The following is a 20,987-nucleotide window of genomic DNA, read 5'->3' as shown; positions in this document are numbered from 1 at the left end:
ACGGGCCGTGCGACCGCGCCCGGGGCGCTCCTGGGGCGGGTCTTCGGCTTCGAGGCACGGGGTTGCGTGGGGGTGGTGGGGCTTTGGATGTTACTGATAAGAAACCATCTGGGCGGTTTCTTATGGCGGATTGTCGGCTTCCGGCCGCAGTGGGTGATGCCGTTGTGAGTTGCGGGGATCCAGGATGAAACGGGAGTGTGAGCGGGTTCAGAATTGAAACGTCGGGTGGCAGACTCGCTCGACAACTGCCGGAAGCCACTTGGTAACTTACGGACCTTCAGGTTTGGTTTGCCAGGCCGGTGGATCATGTGTGCGCAGCCGCCGGTGGAACCCCTTGGAGATCGGAGACGGTCGTGGTGCGGCAGGAACGTGCGGTCCGTACGCGGCGGGCAATCTTGGAAGCCGCGGCGGTGGTCTTCGCCGAGCGCGGCTACGAGGCCGCCACCATCGCGGAGATACTCGCGCACGCGGGGGTGACCAAGGGCGCTCTGTACTTCCACTTCACCTCGAAGCTGGAGCTGGCCCAGGGCGTGCTCGACGCGCAGTACGACAAGTTCTTGGTGCCGCCCCGCGAGAGCAAACTTCAGGAAGTCGTCGACGTCGCGATGGTGTCGGCGTACCGGATAAGACACGAACCGATGATCAGCGCGGGCGCGAGACTCTCGCTCGGACCCGAGACGTTCGAGATCCGGGGAGGCGCGGTCCCGGGGTGGATCGAGATCCTGCGGAGGCTGCTGACCGCGGCGAAGGGCCAGGGCGAGCTGCTGCCGCACGTGGATCCCGCCGAGACGGCCTGGATCCTGTCCGCGTGCTGGACGGGAGTGCAGCTCTATTCGCAGACCTTCAGCGACCGCGGCGACATCGAGCGCCGGGTGGCCGCGCTCTACCAGCACGCCCTGCCGGGGATCGCGACTCCGGCGATGCTCAGCCGGCTCGACATGGCCGAGGACCGTGGCCGGCGGGTGCTGGAGGAGGTGGCCGCGGGGGCCCGGGCAGCTGCCGGAGCGGGATTCGACGACCACACGATCTGGGGGGCGAGGGCTTGAGCGGTTCGAGCGGGGGCGGGCAGTGGGAGCCGTTCCGGCTCGACGTGGCGCAGCGGGAGCTGGACGATCTGGCCTGGCGGCTGGAGCGGGCCCGGTGGCCCGACGAGCTGCCGGGGGCGGGGCGGGCGTACGGGATGCCGCTGGCGGAGCTGCGTGAGCTCGCGCTGTACTGGCGTACGGGTTACGACTGGCGGGCCGCCGAGGCACAGTTGAACGAGTGGCCGCAGTACACCACGGTCATCGACGGGGCCCGGGTGCACTTCGCGCACCTGCGCTCGCCCGAGCCGGACGCGACACCGCTGCTGATGACGCACGGCTGGCCCGGCTCCTTCGTGGAGTTCCAGAAGGTCGCCGGCCCCCTGACCGATCCGCGGGCACACGGCGGGGATCCGGCCGACGCCTTCCACCTCGTACTGCCCCACATCCCGGGATTCGCCCTGTCCGGGCCTACCACCGAGCGCGGGTGGGAGTTCAAGCGGGTCGCACGGGCCTTCGGGGTCCTGATGGAGCGGCTCGGTTACGAGTCGTACGGGGTCCAGGGCGGCGACTGGGGCGCGGCCGTTTCGCGGGAGCTGGGGCGGATCCGGCCGGGGAACGTGCTCGGAGTGCACCTGAACCTGCTCCCGGGAGGCGGGGCGACCGCCGAGCCGCGGGCGGACGAACTGGCCGCGCTGAGCCCGGCCGAGCGGGAGCGCACGCTCGCCTCTTGGGAGCGGTACCGGGTCTGGGCACGCGAGCGGCAGGGCTACGCGGACATCCAGGCGACCCGGCCGCAGACGCTCGCGTACGGGTTGAACGATTCGCCGGTCGGGCTGCTCGCCTGGATCGGCGAGAAGTTCGCGGAGTGGTCGGACCCCCGCTGCCCCGTCGATCGCGACCAGATGCTGACCAACGTGATGCTGTACTGGCTGACCGGGACGGCCGGTTCCGCGGCCCGCATCTACTACGAGCGCGCACACGCCGACTACCAGGGCCTGCCGCCCGAGGTGTCGAGCACCCCGACCGCGCTCGCCGACTTCCCGCGGGACAACTTCGTGCCGCTGCGGCACATCGCCGCGCGCACCGACCGCATCGTGCGCTGGACCTCGTACGACAAGGGCGGGCACTTCCCCGCGATGGAGGTGCCGGAGCTGCTGGTGGGGGACGTCAGGGCCTTCTTCCGCTCGCTGTGAGCGTCCGGGATGCGAGAGGGGACGCGGGGGCGGGCGTACGACTGTGATGATCAGCCGATGATCGACGAACAGCGGACCAGGCCCGTACTGGTGGGCGATGAGCGCGCCACCTTGACCAGCGTTCTGCAGTGGCAGCGCGACACCTTGATGATGAAGTGCGCGGGGCTGACGGACGAGCAGCTGCGGCGCAAGGCGGTGGCCCCGTCGGGGCTGAGCCTGCTCGGGCTCGTCCGGCATCTCGCGGAGGTCGAGCGCGGCTGGTTCCGCAACATCGTGGGCGGCGAGGACGTACGCGGCTACTTCCCGAAGAACGAGGCGGGGGAGCGGACCGAGTTCCACGTCGACGACCCGCACGTCGCCGATGTCGCGGGGTCGTTCAAGATCTGGGAGGACACCTGCGAGCGCTCGCGGGCGATCGTGGACGCGGCCGAGTCCCTGGACGTGACCGGCTCTTACGACGGCCAGCCCTACTCCCTGCACTACATCCTGGCCCACATGATCGAGGAGTACGCCCGGCACAACGGGCACGCGGACCTGCTGCGCGAGGTGATCGACGGGACGACGGGGGAGTAGGCCCGTCTCGGGCCCGTCCCTACTGGGCCGTGGCCGCCGCGGCGCGGTCCACGGCGTCCAGGGCCACCGTCCACGGGAAGTGCTCCGGGGTGTCCGGGCCGGCCGGGCCGGGGGTGAATCCGTCCTCGCCGACGAGGACGGAGACGCCGGCGCCGCGCAGGACGGCCAGGGACTGGTCGAACTGGGGGTGGGCGGCGAGGGCGGCGTTCGTGCAGGGCATGGTGACGATGGGGGTGCCCTTGCCGATGGCCTCGGCGGCGATGCCGATGACGAACCGGTCGGTGAGGCCGAGCGCCCAGGAGTTGACGGAGTTGAAGGTGGCCGGAGCGACGAGCAGGGCGTCGGCCGTCGGCCATACGTCGGGCTCCCCGGGGAGCTTGTACTGCCAGCGGACGGGGTGGCCGGTGAGCGCGGCGAGGCCGTCGAGGTTGCCGGACAGCCAGTGCGCGGCGGTGGGGGTGAGGCCGAGGCAGACGTCCCAGCCCCGGGACTGGGCATCCTCGATGACATGGGCCACGTCGAAGACGGGCGGGGCGGCGGAGCAGAGCAGGTAGAGGGTCTTCGTCGTGGTCATACCGCAATGTGATCATATTGCTTGACCTCAAGTTCACTTGAGGGTGCGCGATCGGCGCCAGCGGTCAGGGCTCAGAGGAGCGTTGCGAGGAAGTCCGACAGCAGGGTGTGCAGGGCGCCGGGCCGGTCCAGGTGGACGTCGTGGCCGGAGCCCGGGACCGAGACCGCCGTCATCCTCGTGGACGGGTCGGCGGAGTCGAGCATCCGGATGGATTCCGCGGGCGGGATGATGCCCTTCTCCCCGATGACGAGCAGCGCCGGGCACCGGACCCGGCGCCACTCGGGCCACCAGTCGCGGGTGCTGTTCTCGGAGATGGCCGCGACCATCACCGAGTGCTCGAACCGTGGGTGCCAGCCGTCCGCGCGCTGCTCCAGACCGGCCGCCCAGGCCTCGCCGTTGAGGCCCTCCCCGGTGAGGAACGCCCGCGCCGCGGCCGGCGAGGGGAAGGGGAGCGGCCAGGAGTCCAGCCAGCCGCCGATCTCCTCGGGGGTGCCCGGATCGGCGGCGGCCGCGCCGGCCTCGACCAGCACGAGGCCCCGTACGAGGTCCGGGTGGGCGGCCGCAGTGAGCATCGCGGTGTGGCCGCCGAGCGACTGGCCCACCAGGACCGGGCGGTGCAGGCCGAGCTGTTCGCAGACGGCCCGCACGTCCGCCACGTACGCGGCTCGGGAGACGTCCGCGGGGCGGCGCTCGCTCGCGCCGTGACCGCGCTGGTCCACCGCCACCACGCGGTGGTGCGGGGCGAGGTGCGCGGCGGCCGCGTCCCACTCGCCCGCGTGGCCCGCGTGGCCCGCGTGGCCCGCGAGGCCGTGGAGGCTGACCAAGCACATGGAACTCGTCGCCTGGCTCAAGAGCGAGCACGGCCTCGGGCACGGGCACGCCAACGCGCTCGTGGCGCACACCCTCGCCAAGCCGTAGACGGCCAAGCCGTAGACGGCCAAACGGTAGACGCAGGCGTATGTGATTGAGCTTCTCGGCGATGTTCCGTCCAGCGCGGGACGCGTTGACTGGTGCCATGACGAAGACGCAGAACAACGAGTCGCAGGACAGCCAGGCGCAGGGCAGCCAGGCGCAGGGCAGCCAGGCGCACAACACGGGGAGCGGCCCCCGGACGCTGGTCATCGGCGGTACGGGCAAGACGGGGCGGCGCGTGGCCGAGAAGCTCACCGCCCTGGGGCAGCCGGTCCGTGTCGGATCGCGCGGCGGTGAGCCGGCCTTCGACTGGAACGAGCCCGAGAGTTGGGGCCCGGCCCTGGAGGGCGTGGACCGGGCGTACGTCACGTACTACCCCGACCTCTCCTTCCCGGGTGCCGTCGAGCAGATCGGCGCCTTCGCCCGGGCGGCGGTGGCGGCGGGTGCGCGCCGGCTGGTGCTGCTGTCGGGGCGCGGCGAGGAGGCGGCGGAGCGGAGCGAGGACGCGCTGAAGGCGTCCGGGGCCGACTGGACGGTCGTGCGCTCGGCCTGGTTCAACCAGAACTTCGACGAGAGCTTCTTCCTGGAGCCCGTGCTGGCGGGCGAGATCGCCCTGCCGACGGCCGACGCCCTCGAACCGTTCATCGACGCCGACGACATCGCCGACGTGGTGGTGGCCGCGCTGACCGACGACCGGCACATCGGCCGCACGTACGAGCTCTCCGGCCCGCGGCTGCTCAGCTTCGCCGACGTCGCCGCCGAGCTGTCGAAGGCCACGGGGCGCGAGATCTCGTACGTCCCGATCTCGAACGAGGCCTACCGGGCGGTGCTGCGCGAGAACGGACTGCCGGAGGAGTTCACGGACCTGTTCACACTGATCCTGGACGGACGCAACGCGCATCTGGTGGGCGGGGTCGAGGAAGTGCTGGGCCGGAAGCCGCGGGACTTCGCCGACTTCGCGCGGGAGGCGGCGGCCCGTGGCGTCTGGGACGCGTAGGAACTTCGAGCGGGGCGGGCGGGCCGGCGACGGGTGGGAGGGGTGGAGGGAGCGGGAAGCGCTTGGGGAGAATGGGCCGATGGACACGCTGACGGCTCTCCTCGAAGGACCCAAGGCCAGGTCGGCCTACTTCATCAAGTCCGTCTTCACCCCGCCCTGGGCGGTCCGGATCGAGGACCGGGCCCCGCTGTCGGTGATGACGACGGTGAACGGGTCGGCGTGGCTGCTCCCCGACGGGGGCGAGCCGGTGCTCGTCGCGCCGGGCGAGGCGGCCCTCGTACGGGGACCGGATCCGTACACCATCGCCGACGCCCGGGACACGCCCCCGCAGATCAGGGTGGGACCGGACCAGCGGTGCAGCAAAGTGGACGACGGGCAGGACGTGTCCGACTCGATGGCGCTCGGGGTGCGGACGTGGGGCGAGGCGGCCGGCTCGGTGGTGCTGCTGAGCGGCACCTACCAGAACCCGGGCGAGATCGGCAGCCGTCTGCTCGAGGCGCTTCCGCCGGTGCTGGCCGGGCCGGTGGACCCCGCGCTGGTCACGCTGCTCGGCGGGGAGATCTCCCGTACGGAGCCTGCCCAGGAGGTCGTCCTGGGCAGGCTGCTGGACCTGCTGCTCGTCGGTGTCGTACGGGGCTGGCTCGCGGAACGCGGCGGCGCCGAGAACGACCCGGTGACCGGTCCGGCGCTGCGGCTGCTCCACGAGAACCCCGCGTACGGCTGGACGGTGGAGTCGCTGGCCCACAAGGTGGGCGTCTCCCGGGCCGCGTTGGCCCGCCGCTTCACCGAACTCGTCGGCGAGCCCCCGATGTCCTACCTGACGGGCTGGCGCCTGGCCCTGGCGGCGGACCTCCTGCGTGACCCGTCGACGACGCTCGCCTCAGCTGCCCACCAGGTCGGCTACAGCTCGGCTTTCGCGCTGTCGACGGCCTTCAAGCGGGTGCGGGGCATCAGCCCGCGGGAGTTCAGGGCGGGGGTGGCGTCCGCTTCGTAGGGGCTGGGGGCTCGGGGCTCGGGGCTCGGGGCTCGGGGCTCGGGGCGCCGGGCTCGGGGCTCGGGGCTCGGGTGGTGAGACTACGGGCCGGTCAGGTCCAGTACGGCGACCGTTTCGCCGTCGCTCTGCTCGCCCGTCGGGCGGAAGCCCAGGCCGAGGTAGAACGGTTCGGGGGTGCCGGGGCCGACGTGCCAGGTGACGTAGGCGTGGGAGGCGCCGCGGCCGCGGAGTTCGGCGGCCACCGCCTCGACCGCGAAGCGGCCGTAGCCCTTGGACTGGTGGGCGGCCGAGATGTTCAGGCGCCACAGGCCGGAGCGGATGTCGCGGGGGTCCCCGGCCGGGTTCCAGGCGATGTCGAGGAAGGCCATCACGAAGCCGACGATCTCGTCGCCGTCGACGATCGCCCGCGGCCAGGCCGTCTCCCCGTGGACGTACGCCTCGGCCAGCGACTTCACGACCGGGGCGACCAGGTGCGCCTGGTCGGGGCGGACCGACAGCGCGCAGACTGCGTCGAAGTCGTCCGGGGTGACCGGTTCGAGGCGGAGGGACGGAGTCCGTGTGCTGGTGGTCATTCCCGCAGCCTACGTGTGCGCTGCATGCAGCTTTCCGGGGCCGGTACGGAGGCCCGTACGGACGACGGTACGGACGACGGTACGGCCCCCGAGGACCACTGGCCGGATGCCGGCGGTGGTGGCACGATCAGCAGCCGTCGGGGGGCGGTTGGAGCCTCCCGCGTTCATTTTCGGATTCGGACGGGGGCACAGATGGGATCCACCGGCACCAGACTCTCCAGCGTCCTGCTCGTACTGTCGACCGTGCTGGTCGGCCTGATGGCAGGGCTGTTCTTCGCCTTCGACGTCTCGGTGATGCCGGGGCTCGCGAAGGCCGACGACCGCACGTACGTCACCGCGATGCAGAACTTCAACGCCGTCATCGACGGCAACCCCCTCTTCGGGACGGTCTTCGTCGTCGCGCTGCTCGCGGTCTTCGCCGCGGCGTTCGTCGAGGCGCGGGCCGGGCGCCGGGAGGTCGCGCTGTGGACCGCGCTGGCCGGGGCGGCGTACCTGGTCGTCCTCGTCGTCACCTTCACGGTCAACATTCCGCTCAACAACGAGCTCGCCGACGCGGGTGACGCCGCGCAGCTCACCGACTTCTCGGTCGTCGACAAGTTCAAGGGCACCTGGGAGACGGTGAACATCGTGCGGACGCTGCTCTGCACGGCGGCGCTGACCGCCTTGGCGCGGGCGCTCGTACTGTACGGGCGGCGGGCTGGGGGCCGTGGGGCGTCCGCTCGTTGAGGGTCGCTCAGAGGCTGTGTGCCGCCGACGCCCAGAGGGCCCAGGACTGGCAGCCCAGGGCGGCTGTGCACAGTGCGGTGCGCCAGCGGTTGGCGGGCACCCACTTCGTCTCGAACGCCCGGCGCACGGCGGCCGGATCGGCGATCCGCTCGGCGGGGCCGGCCGCCTCCAGGGCGTTGTTGAGCGGGATGTTCACCCGGCCGGTGACCGCGAGGGCGAGTACGTAGGCGAGCAGTGCCCCGGACAGCGGGGGCACTGCGGCGTGCTCGCCGGCGGGCAGGTGCAGGGCCAGCGCGAGGGCGGTGAACAGGAGCGCGCCGAGGAAGGCCAGCATGAACCAGCCATTGATGATGGAGGTGTTCACGCGCTGCATCACCGAGATGAGGGTCCGGTCGTCGGAGCGCTTGAGGGCCGGCATCACCGAGACGTCGAAGGCGAAGAACAGACCGGCCATCAGGCCCGTGGTGAGCGTCGCGGCGACTAGGGCGGCGAGCCGTGCGGTGTCCATGGTCCTTGTCTATGCCCTTCTTCGTGGTCGTGTCCACGGTCGTGGTCGTTTCCGGGGCTGTGTTTCCGGGGCTGTGTCTAGGGGGTGTGTCCAGGGGGGTGGGCGTCGTCATTCTTTGTGGTCGTGATGATGGGCGGGCCGTGGCCGAGGCCGTCCCGTGAGCGGGGTCGAGGCTCTGTCGAGCAGGCCGAAAAGGCTCATGGGCACACTCGGAGGGCAAGGTACCCTCCGGCTGGGGCCGTGTCCGGCCGACGATTTCCGCTATGCGAAAGTCTGCTCCGGAGTGCCGAGCCGCATCTCGGAGCCGGTCCCGGCATCGAAAACCAGGAGGAGCAGACCGTGAACGACGCTAAGGACCCGCAGGGCCGGCTGGACGCGCTGCGTGCCGACATCGAGCGCCGGAACCCCGCCCAGCCCGAGTTCCACCAGGCGGTACGGGAGGTGCTGGACACCCTGGCTCCCGTGTTCGCGGCACGGCCCGAGTACGCGGAGCCCGGTGCGGCCCTGCTGGAGCGGCTCACCGAGCCGGAGCGGCAGATCATCTTCCGGGTGCCGTGGCAGGACGATCGCGGTCACGTCCACGTCAACCGCGGCTACCGCGTCGAATTCAACAGCGCGCTCGGCCCGTACAAGGGCGGCCTGCGCTTCCACCCGTCCGTGGACATCGGCGTGGTGAAGTTCCTCGGCTTCGAGCAGATCTTCAAGAACGCGCTGACGGGGCTCGGCATCGGCGGCGGCAAGGGCGGCAGCGACTTCGACCCGCGCGGGCGGTCGGACGCCGAGGTCATGCGCTTCTGCCAGTCGTTCATGACCGAGCTGCACCGCCACATTGGCGAGCACACGGACGTTCCGGCGGGCGACATCGGCGTCGGCGGCCGCGAGATCGGCTACCTCTTCGGCCAGTACCGGCGCATCACCAACCGCTGGGAGGCCGGCGTCCTGACCGGCAAGGGCCAGGGCTGGGGCGGCTCGCTGATCCGCCCGCAGGCCACCGGCTACGGCAGCGTGCTGTTCGCCGCCGAGATGCTGGCCGTCAAGGGGCTGTCCCTGGACGGCCAGACGGCGGTGGTGTCCGGCTCGGGCAACGTCGCGCTGTACACGATCGAGAAGCTGCAGCAGCTCGGCGCGAACCCGCTGACCGCGTCCGACTCCCAGGGCTACGTCGTCGACGACAAGGGCATCGACCTCGCCCTGCTGAAGCAGATCAAGGAGGTCGAGCGCGGGCGCGTGAGCGAGTACGCGCAGCGGCGCGGGGCCTCGGCGCGGTTCGTGCCGGGCGGGCGGGTGTGGGACGTCGCGGCCGAGGTGGCCTTCCCGTCGGCGACGCAGAACGAGCTGACCGAGGCCGACGCGCGCTCGCTCATCGCGAACGGGGTCAAGGCGGTGTCGGAGGGCGCCAACATGCCGACCACGCCGGAGGCGGTGCACCTGCTGCAGGCGGCCGGGGTCGCCTTCGGGCCCGGCAAGGCGGCGAACGCGGGCGGTGTCGCGGTCAGCGCGCTGGAGATGGCGCAGAACGCGGGGCGCGTGGCGTGGAGCGCGGAGCGGGTCGAGGCGGAGCTGGCGGGGATCATGCGGGACATCCACGCGGTGTCCTACGAGACCGCCGAGCGGTACGGCTCCGCCGGGGACTATGTGGTCGGCGCGAACATCGCGGGGTTCGAGCGGGTGGCGGACGCGATGCTGGCGCAGGGGCTGATCTGAGTCAGCCCTTCGGGCTTGGCCGGGCTTTGGCTGCCTTGGCCGGGCCGGCCGGGCTGGGCGGGCTGGGCGGGCTGGGCGGGTTGTTTTGCGGGGCCGGGGCCGGGGCCTGGGCCTGGGTGCGCGTGCCTTAGGGCCGCCGCTGCGCGGGCTTGTCCCCGCCCCGCCCTTCCTCCGTTCCCCGGGCTCCGCCCGGACCCGTGGGAGCCCGGGCTCTGCCCGGGCTCCCTGGGGCTCCGCCCCAGACCCCGCGCCTCAAAACGCCGGCGGGGCTGGGGTGGGGCGGCGGGGGTGGGTTGGGCTCCGGCCCGGACCCCGCGCCTCAAATGCCGGCGGGGGTGGGGCGGCGGTGGTGGGGTGGGTTCAGCCCGGGCTGGTCGTAGCCTGGGGTTGACTGTCCACACTCTGTAGGGGGAACAGCCAGTGCTGAGCGCGCTTACCGGGGTGTACGGGGATCGGGGCGACGCGGTGCGGGTGGCCGGGCGGGCCGCTTCCTACGAGGCCCTGCTCGGCGCGGCCCGCGCGGTGGCCGCCGATATCGCAGGCGCACCCGCCTTCGCGGTGACCGCGACCGCCTCGCTGGAAACCGTCGCCGCCGCTGTCGGCGGGCTGCTCGCCGGGGTGCCCTTCGTACCGCTGCCGCCCGACGCGGGGCCGGCCGAGCGCGAGCACATCCTGCGGGACTCCGGAGCGGTGCTCCTCGACGTGGACTTCGACCGGCGCTCCGATCGGTCGGGCTGGGCGGGGGGACTGGAATCCGGCTCCGGCGGGGCGGCGCTGATTCTGTACACCTCCGGTACGACCGGGCCGCCCAAGGGTGTCGTCCTCACCGCAGAGGCCGTCGCCGCCGACCTCGACGCCCTCGCCGAGGCCTGGCAGTGGAGCGCCGAGGACACCCTGGTGCACGGGCTGCCGCTGTTCCACGTGCACGGTCTCGTCCTCGGGGTGTTCGGCGCCCTGCGCACCGGCAGCCGTCTCGTGCACACCGGCCGGCCCGCGCCGGAGGCCTACGCGCAGGCCGGAGGAAGCCTGTACTTCGGGGTGCCGACCGTGTGGTCCCGTATCGCCGGGGTACCGCAGGCCGCCGCCGCGCTGGGCAGCGCCCGGCTCCTCGTCTCCGGGAGCGCCGCGCTGCCCGCGCCCGTCTTCCGGGATCTGGAGCGGCTGACCGGGCTGCGGCCCGTGGAACGGTACGGGATGACCGAGACGCTGATCACCGTCAGCGGGCGCGCGGGCGGCGAGGTACGGCCCGGTACGGTCGGCACCCCGCTCCCCGGCATTCGTACGCGCATCGTGGCCGAGGCGGGCGCGGAGATCGGTGAACTCCAGCTCACCGGGCCGACGTTGTTCTCCGGGTATCTGGGCCGTCCCGAGGCGACGGCGGCGGCGTACACGGAGGACGGGTGGTTCCGTACGGGGGACATCGCGGCCGTCGACGCCGACGGAGTCCACCGCATCGTGGGCCGGGCCTCCATCGACATGATCAAGTCGGGTGGCTACCGGATCGGCGCGGGTGAGATCGAGAACGCGCTGCTGGATCACCCGAGGGTGAGCGAGGCGGCGGTGGTCGGGCTGCCGGACGCGGATCTGGGGCAGCGGATCGTGGCCTTCGTGGTGGCCGAAGGGGTCACGGGGGCGGAGCTCACCGACTTCGTCGCCGCGCATCTGTCGGTGCACAAGCGGCCGCGCGAGGTGCGGTTCGTGGCGGCGATTCCGCGCAACGCGATGGGCAAGCCGCAGAAGAAGCTGTTGCTCACGGACAGTTGACGGGCCCGGGGGACAGCCCTTGGCGGGGATCGCGGGTCACCAGGTGGCGGGCCAGGATCTCCAGGGCGTGGGTCACCTCCGGCAGGCAGTCGGCTTCGGTCTCGCCCAGGGCCCGGGCCAGGGCCTCCTCGACTTTCGAGGTCCCGGTGGCCCGTACGGCGGCCACGCGCGCGGGAGTTCCGGGAATCCGACGGACCAGCGTGCGGCGGCGGTCGGTCGGGTCGGGCGCGGTTTCCACGGAGCCGGCCTCGCGCAGGCGGGCGACGGCGCCGGAGACCTGGCTCTGCGGGAGGCCGGTGCGCTGGGCCGTCTCGCCGACGGTGGTGTTCGGGTGCGTGGCGATGTCACCGGCCACGATGACGACGGAGCGGGTGCTGCCGGGGTACTGGCCTGCGCCGCCGGGAGGCTCGGGCAGGGCTTCTTCGCCGAGCTTCATCAAGGCCCGGCCCAGCAGGAAGAGTTCGATCCCGTCCACGCCACCCGTGCCGGCCGCGTCGTCCGCGCCGTCCAGTCCATTCATGGGGACAAGATACATCTGCGAAGATGCATCTCATTCGATCCATCGGTATTGATGTATCTGTTTCGATGGATTAGCTTGGTCGCAGAGCAGCGGACGAAGGGTCCGGGGCCACCGCGTATCGACGAAGGAGTCGCCATGTCCGCCACCGTCACGTCTGCAGGGACCGGCATGCTTACGGTCCCGGGTGCCGCGCTGCACTACGTGCTCCAGGGCTCCGGGCCGCTGTTGCTCATCTCGCAGAGCGGGGAGGGGGATGCCGACCGCACGGTGGACCTGGTCCCGCACCTCACCGACACGTTCACGGTGCTGACGTACGACCGCCGAGGACTCTCGCGCAGCCGGGTGGAGGAGCCTGGTCGGACCACGTCCCTCGCCGAGCACACGGATGACGTGCACCGGCTGTTGGCCGCCGTCACCGATGAGCCGGCTCTGATGCTCGGGTGCAGCCTTGGCGCCGTCATAGGCCTGCACGTGGCTGTCCGGCACCCGGAGCAGGTGAGCACCCTGATCGCGCACGAGCCGGTCGCCCCGTGGCTACTGCCCGAAGACGAGCGCGGCCGGCACGAGGCGGAGCTCGCGCGGCTCCAGGGCACCTACCGCACGGGCGGACTCGGCGCCGCCTTCCCGGAGATGGCCCGGGTCCTCGGGATAGACGTGACCCGGCGGGATGCCGAGCCCGGGCTGACGCCCCAGCCCCTGGACGAGCGCCGGCACGCCAACTTCGACCGCTTCATCGAGCACGACTTCTCGGCGATCATCGGCGACAACCTCGACCCGGAAGCCCTCACCCGGACTCCGACCCGCATCATCCCCGCCGTGGGGGCCGCCACCCCGCCCACGGTCTTCGACCACCAGTGCGCGGTGAGACTGGCGGCCCTCCTGGACATGGAGATACGGACCTTCCCGGGCGGCCACAACGGCAACACCACCCACCCCAGGGGCTATGCGGAGCGGCTGCGGGGCCTGCTCACGGCCGCCGGCTGTCCGGGCCGGTAGCTTGCGCGCATGGATAAAACGGCTGATGAGAACGGAACCGAGCGGCGTGCGTTGATAGCGGCCGGGGTGACCGTCTTGTTGTGGGCCTCCGCGTTCGTTTCCATCCGGTCCGCGGCCGCTCACTTCGGGCCCGGGGCGCTCGCGTTCGGGCGGCTGTTGACGGCCTCGGTCACGCTCGGGCTGGTACTGCTCGTCAAGCGGGTCCCGCCGCCGCCGAGGCAGGCGTGGCCCGGGATCCTGGGCTCCGGGGTGCTGTGGTTCGGGCTGTACATGGTGACGCTGAACTGGGGCGAGCAGCTCGTGGACGCCGGTACCGCGGCGATGGTCGTCAACATCGGCCCGATCGTGATCGCCCTGCTCAGCGGCTGGCTGCTGAAAGAGGGGTTCCCGCCGATGCTGCTGGCGGGCATGGCCGTCTCCTTCGCCGGAGCGGTGGTCGTCGGGCTGTCGACCTCCCACGGCGGATCCGCCTCGCTGGGCGGGGTCCTGCTCTGCCTGGTCGCCGCGCTCACCTACGGGGCCGGGGTGGTCTCGCAGAAGCCCGCGCTGAAGTACGCGAGTCCGATCCAGGTGACCACGTACGGCTGCTTCATCGGCACGGCCGTCACCCTGCCCTTCGCCTGGCAGCTCGCCGACCAGCTCCCGCAGGCGCCGTTGGCCGCTGTCCTCAACATGGTCTACCTGGGGCTCTTCCCGACCGCGCTGGCCTTCACCACCTGGTCGTACGCCCTGGCGCGGACCACCGCCGGGAAGATGGGCGCGACGACCTACGCGGTGCCCGCCGTCGTGGTGCTCATCGCCTGGGTCGCCCTCGACGAGATCCCGGCCGGGCTGACCCTGCTGGGCGGTGCGATCTGCCTGGCCGGCGTCGCCGTCTCCCGCATGCGGCGCAGGGTCGCCTCGCGGGCGTAGTCCGCCGACCGGGGACGCGGCCGCGGCCGGCGGCCCCGGGCGGATGGGTCTCGCACGGGGCCGCCGGTGTCGGGGTCAGCCGAGGTGGGAGAAGTAGCCCCAGCCTCCGGTGCCGACGGTCACGGAGCCGGTCTCCGTGAAGGCGGCGCCTCCCGGGTGGAAGGCGAGGTCGGCCGTGGACGTGGTGTACCAGAGGTCGGAGAGGCCGTCACCGTCACCGTCACCCGCGGAGAGCCCGAGCACGCGGGAGCTCGCCGGCAGGTTGCCGACGACACCGGGGGTACCCAGCATCTTCGCGGCGTCGTCGTAGCTGTACTGCTTGATGTCCCCGGCAGTGTCACGGGCCCACAGTTCGGCCTTCTTGTCCCCGGTCACATCCCCGGGAACGAGGACCTCCTTGTCCTTCCACTCCTCGAGTCCGATCCGGACGGCGCCGTAGGAGAGCCAACCGCCGTCCGCCGCCACCCGGCCCCGGTGGAGCCACAGGCCCGTGCTGCTCTTGGCGACGAGGTCGGGGCTTCCGTCCCCGTCGACGTCCCCGGCCGCGACCGGCGTCGTGTGCGCCCAGCCGGTCTCGGACACCTTCATCACCACACCGGCTTCGAGGTCGCCGGTGCCCGTGTTCTTGTGGAGCAGCAGCTGGTCGCCCTTGCGGGCGACGACGTCCTCGTCGCCGTCACCGTCCCAGTCCCCGCGGTGGCTGACCACCGCACCGTTCCACTCGGGTCCGCTGCCGATCACGCGCGGCGAGCCGAACGTGCCCCGGCCCGTCCCGGGATACAACCGCAGGGTGTCGTCCTTGCGCACCGCGAGCATGTCGGGGCACAGGTCGCCGGTGAGGTCGCCCGGCACGTGCACCGCGGTCCGCTCCAGCGGCTGGGCCTCGGCCCACAGGAGCTTGTGGTCCTCACCCGGAGTCAGGTCGATGTCGGCCGTCTTCGCCTTCAGGCCGGTGAAGTCCCTGCCGCCGAAGAAGGCATGGTCGTACTTGAGCCGGTACCCGACGGGCACCCCGGTCGCCCAGGCGGTCGCCTTGTTGTCGGTCGCGTCCGCCTCGGCGAAGGGACCCGTGGCGCACAGGCCGGCCCGCACCGGCTTGAGGGCCGCGTTGCTCGGCACGGCGTTGAAGTCGCCGGTGACCAGCGCGGGCGCGCCCGCCGCCCATCGCTCCATGTTGTCGAGCATCACCGGTGTCCCGTTCGCCGGGAGGCTCGTCGCCAGGTGCGTCCCGCACGCCAGCGTGGTCCGGCCGCCGATCGGCCCCTTGACGCACGCCACCCAGCGCTGCTCCGACACCTTGGTCTCACCGGGGTTGACCAGCGCCTGGTGCGTCGAGAAGTCGGCCTTCGCGCCCTTGACGAAGACCGCCTGCCCGAACTTCGCCGATGTTCCTCCCCAGCGCACGCACCCCGGGGGCTCTTGCTCACCGACCCGCACCGACGTGTAGCCGACCAGCAGTTTCTCCAGCGCCTCGTACTGCCCCGCGCACAGCTCCTGCAGCGCGATCACATCGGCGGGCCCGCCCTCGGCCTGCATCCGCGACTGGAACTTCACCGCCCACTCTTGAGCACTGTCGACGGTGTTCTGGCACGTGGACGCCCCGCACGCGTTGTACGAGACGGTACGCACCGCCTGCGGTGCGACCGGGTCGGCCGCCACCGGCTGCGAACCCCCTGCCACGGCGCCGGCGAGCAAGGCCAGGCCGACGGCAAGCCGGCTCGCCGCGGTGCCGAGCGTTCTGTGTATGCCCTTCAACGGGTTCCTACCCTCGAATTCGAAAGATCATGAATCCGGGTCATCGTAAGACCTGCTGGGCAGAGGTGTTTTACGCGGCCGAGGTGACGTCCCAGCCCAGGGACGAGAGGCGGGCGACGGCGGCATCGACGGCGGGGCGGCCCGCGCCGTCCGGCTCGATCCAGGGTGACCAGTTCAGGGAGAGGTCGAGGGACAGGAACCCGGCCTCGTTGACGATGCGCAGCTCGAACGGGGCGGTGCCGGGGCGCCCTTCGAGCGGGCCTGATACCCAGAGGGAGTCGTCCGAGGCGTCCGCCGGGCGTTCGACGGGGTAGGCGATCACTCCGGCGCCGTAGGACACCGGCAGCACGGACAGCTCGCCCGTGGACTTGGGCAGGCGGGCGCGGACCGACTCGACCAGTAGCTGGGTCCACCCGGTCGCGGTACGGGGCTGCGCGCACTCCTGGCCCGCCCGGACGGCGGCGAGCCAGCCGAGGATCTCGGCGCGGGCCAGGCGGTCCCGGTCCTCCACCCGGGTCACCCGGGTGTCGGTCCAGACTTCGCGGACCGCCAGCGTCTCGGGGAGCGGGCCGAGGCGCAGCTGTTGGTAGGGCGCCCGGGGGCGGGGCTCGTCGAGCGGGTAGCCGGACTCGGCGTCACAGCAGGCGAGTTCGACGTCGACGGCCAAGGGAACGAAGAGGTCCTCGGCGAGGGCGAGCAGGGCGTCGACCGCGGAGGGGTCGTCGGTGCCTTGCGGGGCGAGGAGTTCGGCGCGTACGTGGGCGCGGGCCCGGTCCCGGATGTGGATCTCTGACTCGGTCATGCCCGCCGTCCTCACCGTCTGGTCGCCCACTGCCTCACAGCTGCACCGCCCCGCCGCCGCACAGCTTGACCGCTGCGCGGCTTCGGGGCTGCGCCGCTTCACAGCCTCGTCCATGTCGAGCCCTGCCGTACGTACACGGTGCGGTGGCCCGTCGCCTCGACGAGTGTCACCCGGTCGAGCAGCTCGGAGTTCCTCAAGGTGCCGATGTTGCGGGCCACGTCGTCGAAGAAGTTGCCGGTCCTGATCGGAGTGCCGTCGGGGCGGAGGATGTTCACCGTACCGTCCGCCAGGACCTCCCGGACCGTGCCGCGCAGCTGCTTCCTGCCGACGTCGAGCACCATGTGGATCAGGGCCTGCGGGCTGCCCTGCACGGGGGTCGGGGTGTTCAGGCGGGCGGCCACTTTGTCCGCCGCGTGCCGGATCCCGTTCGACACGTCGGAGGCCTGTGAGACCTTCGCCTCGACCGTGGTCACCTCGACCACCGCGGTGACCGTGCCCGCCGGGGTCTCGACGGAGAGGTCGAACTCCGGCAGCGGCTCGTCGGCCGTCCCAGGGCGCCGGGGCGCCCGTTGCTCCCGGCCGACCCGGACCACCCGGCCGGGGTTGTCGTCCGCCAGCCGCCGGGCGTCGCGCAGCTCGGCCGCGGCCTCAGCCAGTTCGCCGGGGGCCTTCTTGCCGTTGAACAGCAGCCAGTCCCGCATCCCGGTGATCTGGCCGGCCTCCTGCGCCGCCAGCGTCGCCTCGACCTCGGCCAGGATGGCCGGCTCGGCCAGTTGCGCCAGCTTGGGGGCGGCGAGCTCACCGGCTCGGGTCGCCTCCGGCCAGCCGGCCCGGGCCAGGACGTCGGCGAGGTGCTCCAGGGAGGCGCCGTCGGCGAAGGCGGGGAGGGCGAGCAGCTCCCGTAGCCGGGCACCGGACCGGTAGCCCTCCAGCAGCCGGGACAGCTGCGCGGTGTCGGCGATCTTCGCGCTGTCGAGCAGGGCCAGCAGCTCGGGGAGGTCGGCGATCCTCGCGTCCTCCAGGAGCCTTTCCAGCGCCGCCAGGTCGGTGACCTTGGGGTGGGCCAGCAGGCGTTCGAGCGCGAGGGCGTCGGGGATCTTGGGGTTGCCCAGCAGTTTGAGCAGCAGCTCGGCGTTCTTGACCTTCTCCAGGAGGGCGATCAGCCGGTCGGCGTCCTTGACCTTGTCCAGAAGCTTGATCAGGGTCTCGACGTCCTTGACCCGCTCCAGGAGCACGATGAGCTTCTCGGCCTTCTCGACCTTCTCCATCAGGAGGAAGAGCTTTTCGAGATCGGGCAGCAGATGGATCAGGCGCAGCGCCTTCGAGAGGTCGCCGACCAGCGCCAGGAACCGGCGCAGTTCGGCGATCTTCCCGAGGACCGCCAGCCGCTTGAGGATCCCCGTGCCCGCGAAGGCCAGGATCAGCTCGAACACCGCCTTGCCCAGCAGCCGGCCGCGCTCGCGCCAGGTCAGACCGGGCTTGGTGAACATGAGGTAGACGTAGTAGCCCGCCATCAGGACACCGGCGATGGCGCCGACGACGAGCAGGATGACGCCGACCACCTCCAGGACGGCGGCGATCGCCGCGCCCAGTGCCAGACCCCCGATGACCATCACCCCGATGACGGCCACGGCGATCAGCAGCACCGCGACCGCGACGACGATCCAGAACAGCGGGGTCTTGATCGCCTCCCACAGACCCTTGAGCAGGTCCAGGGCGCCGAGGAACAGGCCCTCGAAGGTGCCGACGACGAAGGAGAGGAGATTGCCGAAGAACCCGCCGCTGCTCGTCACTTCGGCGGCGCCGTGGTCGATGGACGCCGACAGTCCGCCCACCGCCCGTGTCTGGCCCGCGACGGCCCCGTCGACCTGGGCCGACAGCCGGCCGCCGTGCTCGGTGAGCTGCCCCGCCCAGCGGCCGTCGATCTCGGTGACGGCGCCGGTCAGCTTCTCGGCCACGGCGGGCGCCACCGGGCGGATGCCCTCGGCGGCGGTGCCGGCCGCCCCGTCCATCCGGGCCGCGACCTCGCTCACTGCCTGCCCCGACGCCGAGGCGAAGTCCGTGCCCGTACGGCGGACCGCGCCGAGCGCGGCGTCGTGTTGTTCGCCGAGCTCCGCGGACGCGGTGGACGAGGCTTCGCCCAGCGCGCTCATGGTGCGGTCGGCGAAGGCGTCGAGCTCACCGTGCTGGGTGGTCAGGGAGGACTCGACCTCGCCGCGGGCCTGCTGGAGGAAGGGTGGGTACCAGCCGTTCTCGGCGATGGTCGTCGTGACCTCGGCCAAGTCGCGGGCCATGGCGGAGGATTGTCCGGACAGCTTCGTGGCGGCCTCGGCGGCCGCCCGGTCCAAGGTGGCGTCCACCGCCGGGGCCGCTTCGCGTACGGCGGCCACCGCGCCCGCCCGGCCGCGCTGGAGGTTGCCGATCGCCGTCGTCTCGCTCTCGGCGATCTTCGCCGTGGCGGTACGGGCCATGTCGCGCAGTGCCCGCTTCGCCTCGTCCCGTACGTGGACGATCCGCTCCCGCGCGTCCCGGCCGGGATCGGCCAGACCGGCGGCCGCCTCCCGGCCCTCGGAGCGGAACTTGCCCGCGAGCTCGGCTGCTTTGCGGCGCACCTCGGCGGCGGCCCTGCGGCCGGTCTCGCCGATCCCGCCCATGAGACGGGTCGTCTGGGAGCGGATGCTCCGGGCGATCTCCGCGCCCTTGTCGCCGTCCCGGTACTGGGTGATCTTGCGGTCGCGGATCTCCGCCGCGGCGCCGGTGTGCTGTGCGCTGCCGTCCGCGGCCCGCCCCGCGTGCTGTTCGCCGAGTCCGACCGCCTCGCCCGCCTTGGCCTCGGCGGCCGCCCGGACGGCGCCCCCGCTGCCGTCCACCGCGGTGGTCACGGCGGCCAGTTCCGTCTCGGCCGCCGCGTCGACCTTGGCCAACGCGCCGTGCAGCGCGGCGCCGACCGAGCTCTGGTCGGCGGTCGAGCGGGCCCGAATGCCGGCGATGACCTCGTCGTGGGCCGCGTCCAGGGAGGTGGCGGCCGCGTCCGACCGGGCGCGGAATTCCAGTTTGCCGGCCGTCGCGGCCTCGGTGACGCGGGAGCGGCGCTGCGCGTCGAGGCCCGTGAGCTCGGCGTGGTGGGAGGCCATGAGCGCGGTGAAGGCGGCGTCGGCGCCGGTGGCTTGACCTGCGGCTTGACCTGCGGCTTGGCCGGGTCCCTGACCGGGTTGCCGGTCGTCGGCGGGCGTCGGCGTTGCTTCGGCCTGTACGGGTACGGATGCCGGTGCCTGCGCGGTGGGTCCGGCGGGCGGGGCTCCGGGGGGCGGGGCTCCGGCGGATGCGGAGGCGGTCGCCTCGGTGGCCTGGCCCGGAGCGGCGGGGGCCGCCTCGGTGGCCTGCGCCAGGGTACCGGAGCCCGGCGTGGGCGGGCCGGGGCCGTCGCGCATCGAGCCCGAGACGGCGGAGTTGCCGGCGGCCCGCTGGAGCCAGAGCACGGATGCGGGGGTATGGCGGGGTGTGGGGGCGGGCGTGTTGGTGCGGGAGGCCGAGGGCGCGGGCGGTTCACGGACGGTGCGGGGCGGCGCGGTCGCCGCCTCGTCGTCCTTCCGGCGGGCCTGTCCGGCCTCGCGCGCCATAGGTCAGTGAACCCCCAGCATGATCCGATGATCGGCCAGGGGAGCGCGGGCGGACTAGGCCCCGCGAGGCCGCCGTCGGCGCAGCGGGGGGTGCCCCTTCGGGCAAGTCCCCTCAGGCGGAGGGGCGCAGTCGCACGTACTCCTCGTAGGAGTGGAAGGCGCCGCGCTCGGGGATGTCGGCCGAACACTCCTTGTTCAGCTCGTACAGGGCCCGGCGCTCCCGCGGTCCGTCGCCGAGCTCGGCGAGGGTCGTGAAGTCGATGCCGGCGGCGCGGCAGCGGTTGGCGTACGGCGTGAAACGGGCGGCGGCGAAGGAGCGGACGTCGAGTTCGAGACGGACCCGGTGGCCGGTCACGCGAGGCGCAGTTCGACGTAGGGCACGGTGTCTCCGGGCAGGACGTAGCGGTCGAACTCGACGAAGCCGTTCTCCTGGGAGAAGCGCAGGCCCTCCGGGTTGGAGGCGAGCACGACGGTCTCGACCACCTCGGCCCCGAGCTCCCGGGCGTGCGCGAGCCCGTACGCGTACAGCTCGCGGCCGAAACCCCGGCCGCGGTACGCGGGCAGGACCCGTGCGATCACGGTGGCGGTGGCGGGCGCGGGGCCTTCCGTCGGTGGCCGGACCGTCGTGCAGCCGATGAGGGTGTCGCCGAGGTAGGCCACGTGCAGGGCGTTGCGCCCGGACCGCTCCCGTACGTCGGCGAGCGACAGCTCGTGCGTCGGGATGATCAGGTTGTGCACGTACCGCCAGTCGGACAGGACGGAACCTGCTGTGGCGCCGGCATCGTCGCCGTGCACGCGTTCCATACGAAGATCAGACACTCGGCCCAGCAAACCCCGAGG

Annotated in this window: 20 protein-coding genes and 1 pseudogene; 11 read left to right on the top strand and 10 right to left on the bottom strand. The window is 72.3% G+C overall.

All coding sequences use genetic code 11. The features are described 5' to 3' along the window. The first annotated feature begins 353 nt into the window (after positions 1 to 353). The 3 genes from J7F03_RS13075 to J7F03_RS13065 are packed head-to-tail and all read left to right on the top strand — an operon-like array spanning position 354 to position 2,791. Entirely contained in the window at positions 354 to 1,046 is a 693-nt protein-coding gene (locus J7F03_RS13075; protein WP_214949044.1) for a ScbR family autoregulator-binding transcription factor, read from the top strand. Further along, complete coding sequence (locus tag J7F03_RS13070; RefSeq protein ID WP_214949042.1) at positions 1,043 to 2,218, top strand: epoxide hydrolase family protein; 1,176 nt, start codon at positions 1,043 to 1,045, stop codon at positions 2,216 to 2,218. The genes J7F03_RS13075 and J7F03_RS13070 overlap by 4 nt, the downstream gene beginning before the upstream one ends. A gap of 57 nt (positions 2,219 to 2,275) precedes the next feature. After that, positions 2,276 to 2,791: a DinB family protein gene (locus tag J7F03_RS13065; protein WP_214949041.1), complete on the top strand. Its 516-nt coding sequence runs from the start codon at positions 2,276 to 2,278 to the stop codon at positions 2,789 to 2,791. 19 nt (positions 2,792 to 2,810) lie between these two features. On the opposite strand, the gene J7F03_RS13060 is transcribed toward J7F03_RS13065, so the two are convergent. Both J7F03_RS13060 and J7F03_RS13055 read right to left on the bottom strand, forming a co-directional pair. After that, the gene (locus J7F03_RS13060) at positions 2,811 to 3,365 is read right to left on the bottom strand and encodes a flavoprotein (RefSeq protein ID WP_214949040.1); all 555 of its coding nucleotides are present in this window, start codon (positions 3,363 to 3,365) and stop codon (positions 2,811 to 2,813) included. A gap of 71 nt (positions 3,366 to 3,436) precedes the next feature. Then, a complete protein-coding gene (locus J7F03_RS13055; protein WP_214949039.1) occupies positions 3,437 to 4,195 on the bottom strand; it encodes an alpha/beta fold hydrolase in 759 nt (252 codons plus the stop codon). Here J7F03_RS13055 and J7F03_RS13050 point away from each other — a divergent pair. From J7F03_RS13050 to J7F03_RS13040, 3 genes and pseudogenes are all read left to right on the top strand, one after another. Beyond that, positions 4,182 to 4,283, top strand: a pseudogene (locus tag J7F03_RS13050) (DUF4287 domain-containing protein); the annotation flags it as partial. The gene J7F03_RS13055 and the pseudogene J7F03_RS13050 overlap by 14 nt on opposite strands. Before the next feature lie 97 nt (positions 4,284 to 4,380). Continuing rightward, complete coding sequence (locus J7F03_RS13045; protein WP_214949038.1) at positions 4,381 to 5,274, top strand: NAD(P)H-binding protein; 894 nt, start codon at positions 4,381 to 4,383, stop codon at positions 5,272 to 5,274. A 79-nt stretch (positions 5,275 to 5,353) separates the two neighbouring features. Further along, on the top strand, positions 5,354 to 6,268 hold the full coding sequence (locus J7F03_RS13040; RefSeq protein ID WP_214949037.1) for an AraC family transcriptional regulator: 915 nt from the start codon (positions 5,354 to 5,356) through the stop codon (positions 6,266 to 6,268). Positions 6,269 to 6,348: 80 nt separating this feature from the next. Here the strand turns inward: J7F03_RS13040 and J7F03_RS13035 are convergent, their stop codons facing one another. Then, positions 6,349 to 6,840 (bottom strand): GNAT family N-acetyltransferase, encoded by a 492-nt coding sequence (locus J7F03_RS13035; RefSeq protein ID WP_214949036.1) that lies wholly within the window; start codon positions 6,838 to 6,840, stop codon positions 6,349 to 6,351. 192 nt (positions 6,841 to 7,032) lie between these two features. Here J7F03_RS13035 and J7F03_RS13030 point away from each other — a divergent pair, with 192 nt between their 5' ends. Further along, entirely contained in the window at positions 7,033 to 7,566 is a 534-nt protein-coding gene (locus tag J7F03_RS13030; RefSeq protein ID WP_214949034.1) for a DUF1772 domain-containing protein, read from the top strand. A gap of 7 nt (positions 7,567 to 7,573) precedes the next feature. On the opposite strand, the gene J7F03_RS13025 is transcribed toward J7F03_RS13030, so the two are convergent. Beyond that, complete coding sequence (locus tag J7F03_RS13025; RefSeq protein WP_214949032.1) at positions 7,574 to 8,074, bottom strand: DUF1772 domain-containing protein; 501 nt, start codon at positions 8,072 to 8,074, stop codon at positions 7,574 to 7,576. 339 nt (positions 8,075 to 8,413) lie between these two features. Between J7F03_RS13025 and gdhA the strand changes: the two genes are divergently transcribed. Beyond that, on the top strand, positions 8,414 to 9,778 hold the full coding sequence (gene gdhA, locus J7F03_RS13020) for an NADP-specific glutamate dehydrogenase (protein WP_214949030.1): 1,365 nt from the start codon (positions 8,414 to 8,416) through the stop codon (positions 9,776 to 9,778). Positions 9,779 to 10,198: 420 nt separating this feature from the next. Beyond that, positions 10,199 to 11,542, top strand: coding sequence for an AMP-binding protein (locus J7F03_RS13015; protein WP_214949028.1), 1,344 nt, complete (start codon positions 10,199 to 10,201; stop codon positions 11,540 to 11,542). On the opposite strand, the gene J7F03_RS13010 is transcribed toward J7F03_RS13015, so the two are convergent. After that, positions 11,529 to 12,062, bottom strand: coding sequence for a MarR family winged helix-turn-helix transcriptional regulator (locus tag J7F03_RS13010; protein WP_251071817.1), 534 nt, complete (start codon positions 12,060 to 12,062; stop codon positions 11,529 to 11,531). The genes J7F03_RS13015 and J7F03_RS13010 overlap by 14 nt on opposite strands. A 135-nt stretch (positions 12,063 to 12,197) precedes the next feature. On the opposite strand from J7F03_RS13010, the gene J7F03_RS13005 reads away from it, so the two are divergent. Next, a complete protein-coding gene (locus J7F03_RS13005) occupies positions 12,198 to 13,058 on the top strand; it encodes an alpha/beta fold hydrolase (protein ID WP_214949026.1) in 861 nt (286 codons plus the stop codon). Positions 13,059 to 13,067: 9 nt separating this feature from the next. Beyond that, the gene (locus J7F03_RS13000) at positions 13,068 to 13,970 is read left to right on the top strand and encodes a DMT family transporter (protein ID WP_214949024.1); all 903 of its coding nucleotides are present in this window, start codon (positions 13,068 to 13,070) and stop codon (positions 13,968 to 13,970) included. Between the two features lie 75 nt (positions 13,971 to 14,045). On the opposite strand, the gene J7F03_RS12995 is transcribed toward J7F03_RS13000, so the two are convergent. The 5 genes from J7F03_RS12995 to J7F03_RS12975 form a co-directional block, all read right to left on the bottom strand. After that, on the bottom strand, positions 14,046 to 15,725 hold the full coding sequence (locus J7F03_RS12995) for an FG-GAP-like repeat-containing protein (RefSeq protein ID WP_214949023.1): 1,680 nt from the start codon (positions 15,723 to 15,725) through the stop codon (positions 14,046 to 14,048). A gap of 70 nt (positions 15,726 to 15,795) precedes the next feature. Beyond that, entirely contained in the window at positions 15,796 to 16,527 is a 732-nt protein-coding gene (locus J7F03_RS12990) for a hypothetical protein (RefSeq protein WP_214949021.1), read from the bottom strand. 98 nt (positions 16,528 to 16,625) lie between these two features. Next, on the bottom strand, positions 16,626 to 20,147 hold the full coding sequence (locus J7F03_RS12985; protein ID WP_214949019.1) for a hypothetical protein: 3,522 nt from the start codon (positions 20,145 to 20,147) through the stop codon (positions 16,626 to 16,628). Positions 20,148 to 20,259: 112 nt separating this feature from the next. Then, complete coding sequence (locus J7F03_RS12980; RefSeq protein ID WP_214949017.1) at positions 20,260 to 20,502, bottom strand: hypothetical protein; 243 nt, start codon at positions 20,500 to 20,502, stop codon at positions 20,260 to 20,262. Next, positions 20,499 to 20,951, bottom strand: a complete 453-nt coding sequence (locus tag J7F03_RS12975; protein ID WP_214949015.1) for a GNAT family N-acetyltransferase — start codon at positions 20,949 to 20,951, stop codon at positions 20,499 to 20,501. Before J7F03_RS12975 ends, J7F03_RS12980 begins: the two co-directional genes overlap by 4 nt. Between the last annotated feature and the right edge of the window lie 36 nt (positions 20,952 to 20,987).

This window comes from Streptomyces sp. ISL-43, from assembly GCF_018614195.1.
In the GTDB taxonomy this organism is placed as follows: domain Bacteria; phylum Actinomycetota; class Actinomycetes; order Streptomycetales; family Streptomycetaceae; genus Streptomyces.
The sequence above is the reverse complement of the archived record's forward strand: the minus strand, read 5'-3'. Positions and strand labels throughout refer to the sequence as shown.

Bases quoted from the DNA above. Each gene is read 5' to 3' on its own strand.
- J7F03_RS13065 (WP_214949041.1), top strand. From the start codon at position 2,276: ATGATCGACGAACAGCGGACCAGGCCCGTACTGGTGGGCGATGAGCGC.
- J7F03_RS13060 (WP_214949040.1), bottom strand. From the start codon at position 3,365: ATGACCACGACGAAGACCCTCTACCTGCTCTGCTCCGCCGCCCCGCCC.
- J7F03_RS13055 (WP_214949039.1), bottom strand. From the start codon at position 4,195: ATGTGCTTGGTCAGCCTCCACGGCCTCGCGGGCCACGCGGGCCACGCG.
- J7F03_RS13045 (WP_214949038.1), top strand. From the start codon at position 4,381: ATGACGAAGACGCAGAACAACGAGTCGCAGGACAGCCAGGCGCAGGGC.
- J7F03_RS13040 (WP_214949037.1), top strand. From the start codon at position 5,354: ATGGACACGCTGACGGCTCTCCTCGAAGGACCCAAGGCCAGGTCGGCC.
- J7F03_RS13035 (WP_214949036.1), bottom strand. From the start codon at position 6,840: ATGACCACCAGCACACGGACTCCGTCCCTCCGCCTCGAACCGGTCACC.
- J7F03_RS13030 (WP_214949034.1), top strand. From the start codon at position 7,033: ATGGGATCCACCGGCACCAGACTCTCCAGCGTCCTGCTCGTACTGTCG.
- J7F03_RS13025 (WP_214949032.1), bottom strand. From the start codon at position 8,074: ATGGACACCGCACGGCTCGCCGCCCTAGTCGCCGCGACGCTCACCACG.
- J7F03_RS13010 (WP_251071817.1), bottom strand. From the start codon at position 12,062: ATGAATGGACTGGACGGCGCGGACGACGCGGCCGGCACGGGTGGCGTG.
- J7F03_RS13005 (WP_214949026.1), top strand. From the start codon at position 12,198: ATGTCCGCCACCGTCACGTCTGCAGGGACCGGCATGCTTACGGTCCCG.
- J7F03_RS13000 (WP_214949024.1), top strand. From the start codon at position 13,068: ATGGATAAAACGGCTGATGAGAACGGAACCGAGCGGCGTGCGTTGATA.
- J7F03_RS12990 (WP_214949021.1), bottom strand. From the start codon at position 16,527: ATGACCGAGTCAGAGATCCACATCCGGGACCGGGCCCGCGCCCACGTA.
- J7F03_RS12985 (WP_214949019.1), bottom strand. From the start codon at position 20,147: ATGGCGCGCGAGGCCGGACAGGCCCGCCGGAAGGACGACGAGGCGGCG.
- J7F03_RS12975 (WP_214949015.1), bottom strand. From the start codon at position 20,951: ATGGAACGCGTGCACGGCGACGATGCCGGCGCCACAGCAGGTTCCGTC.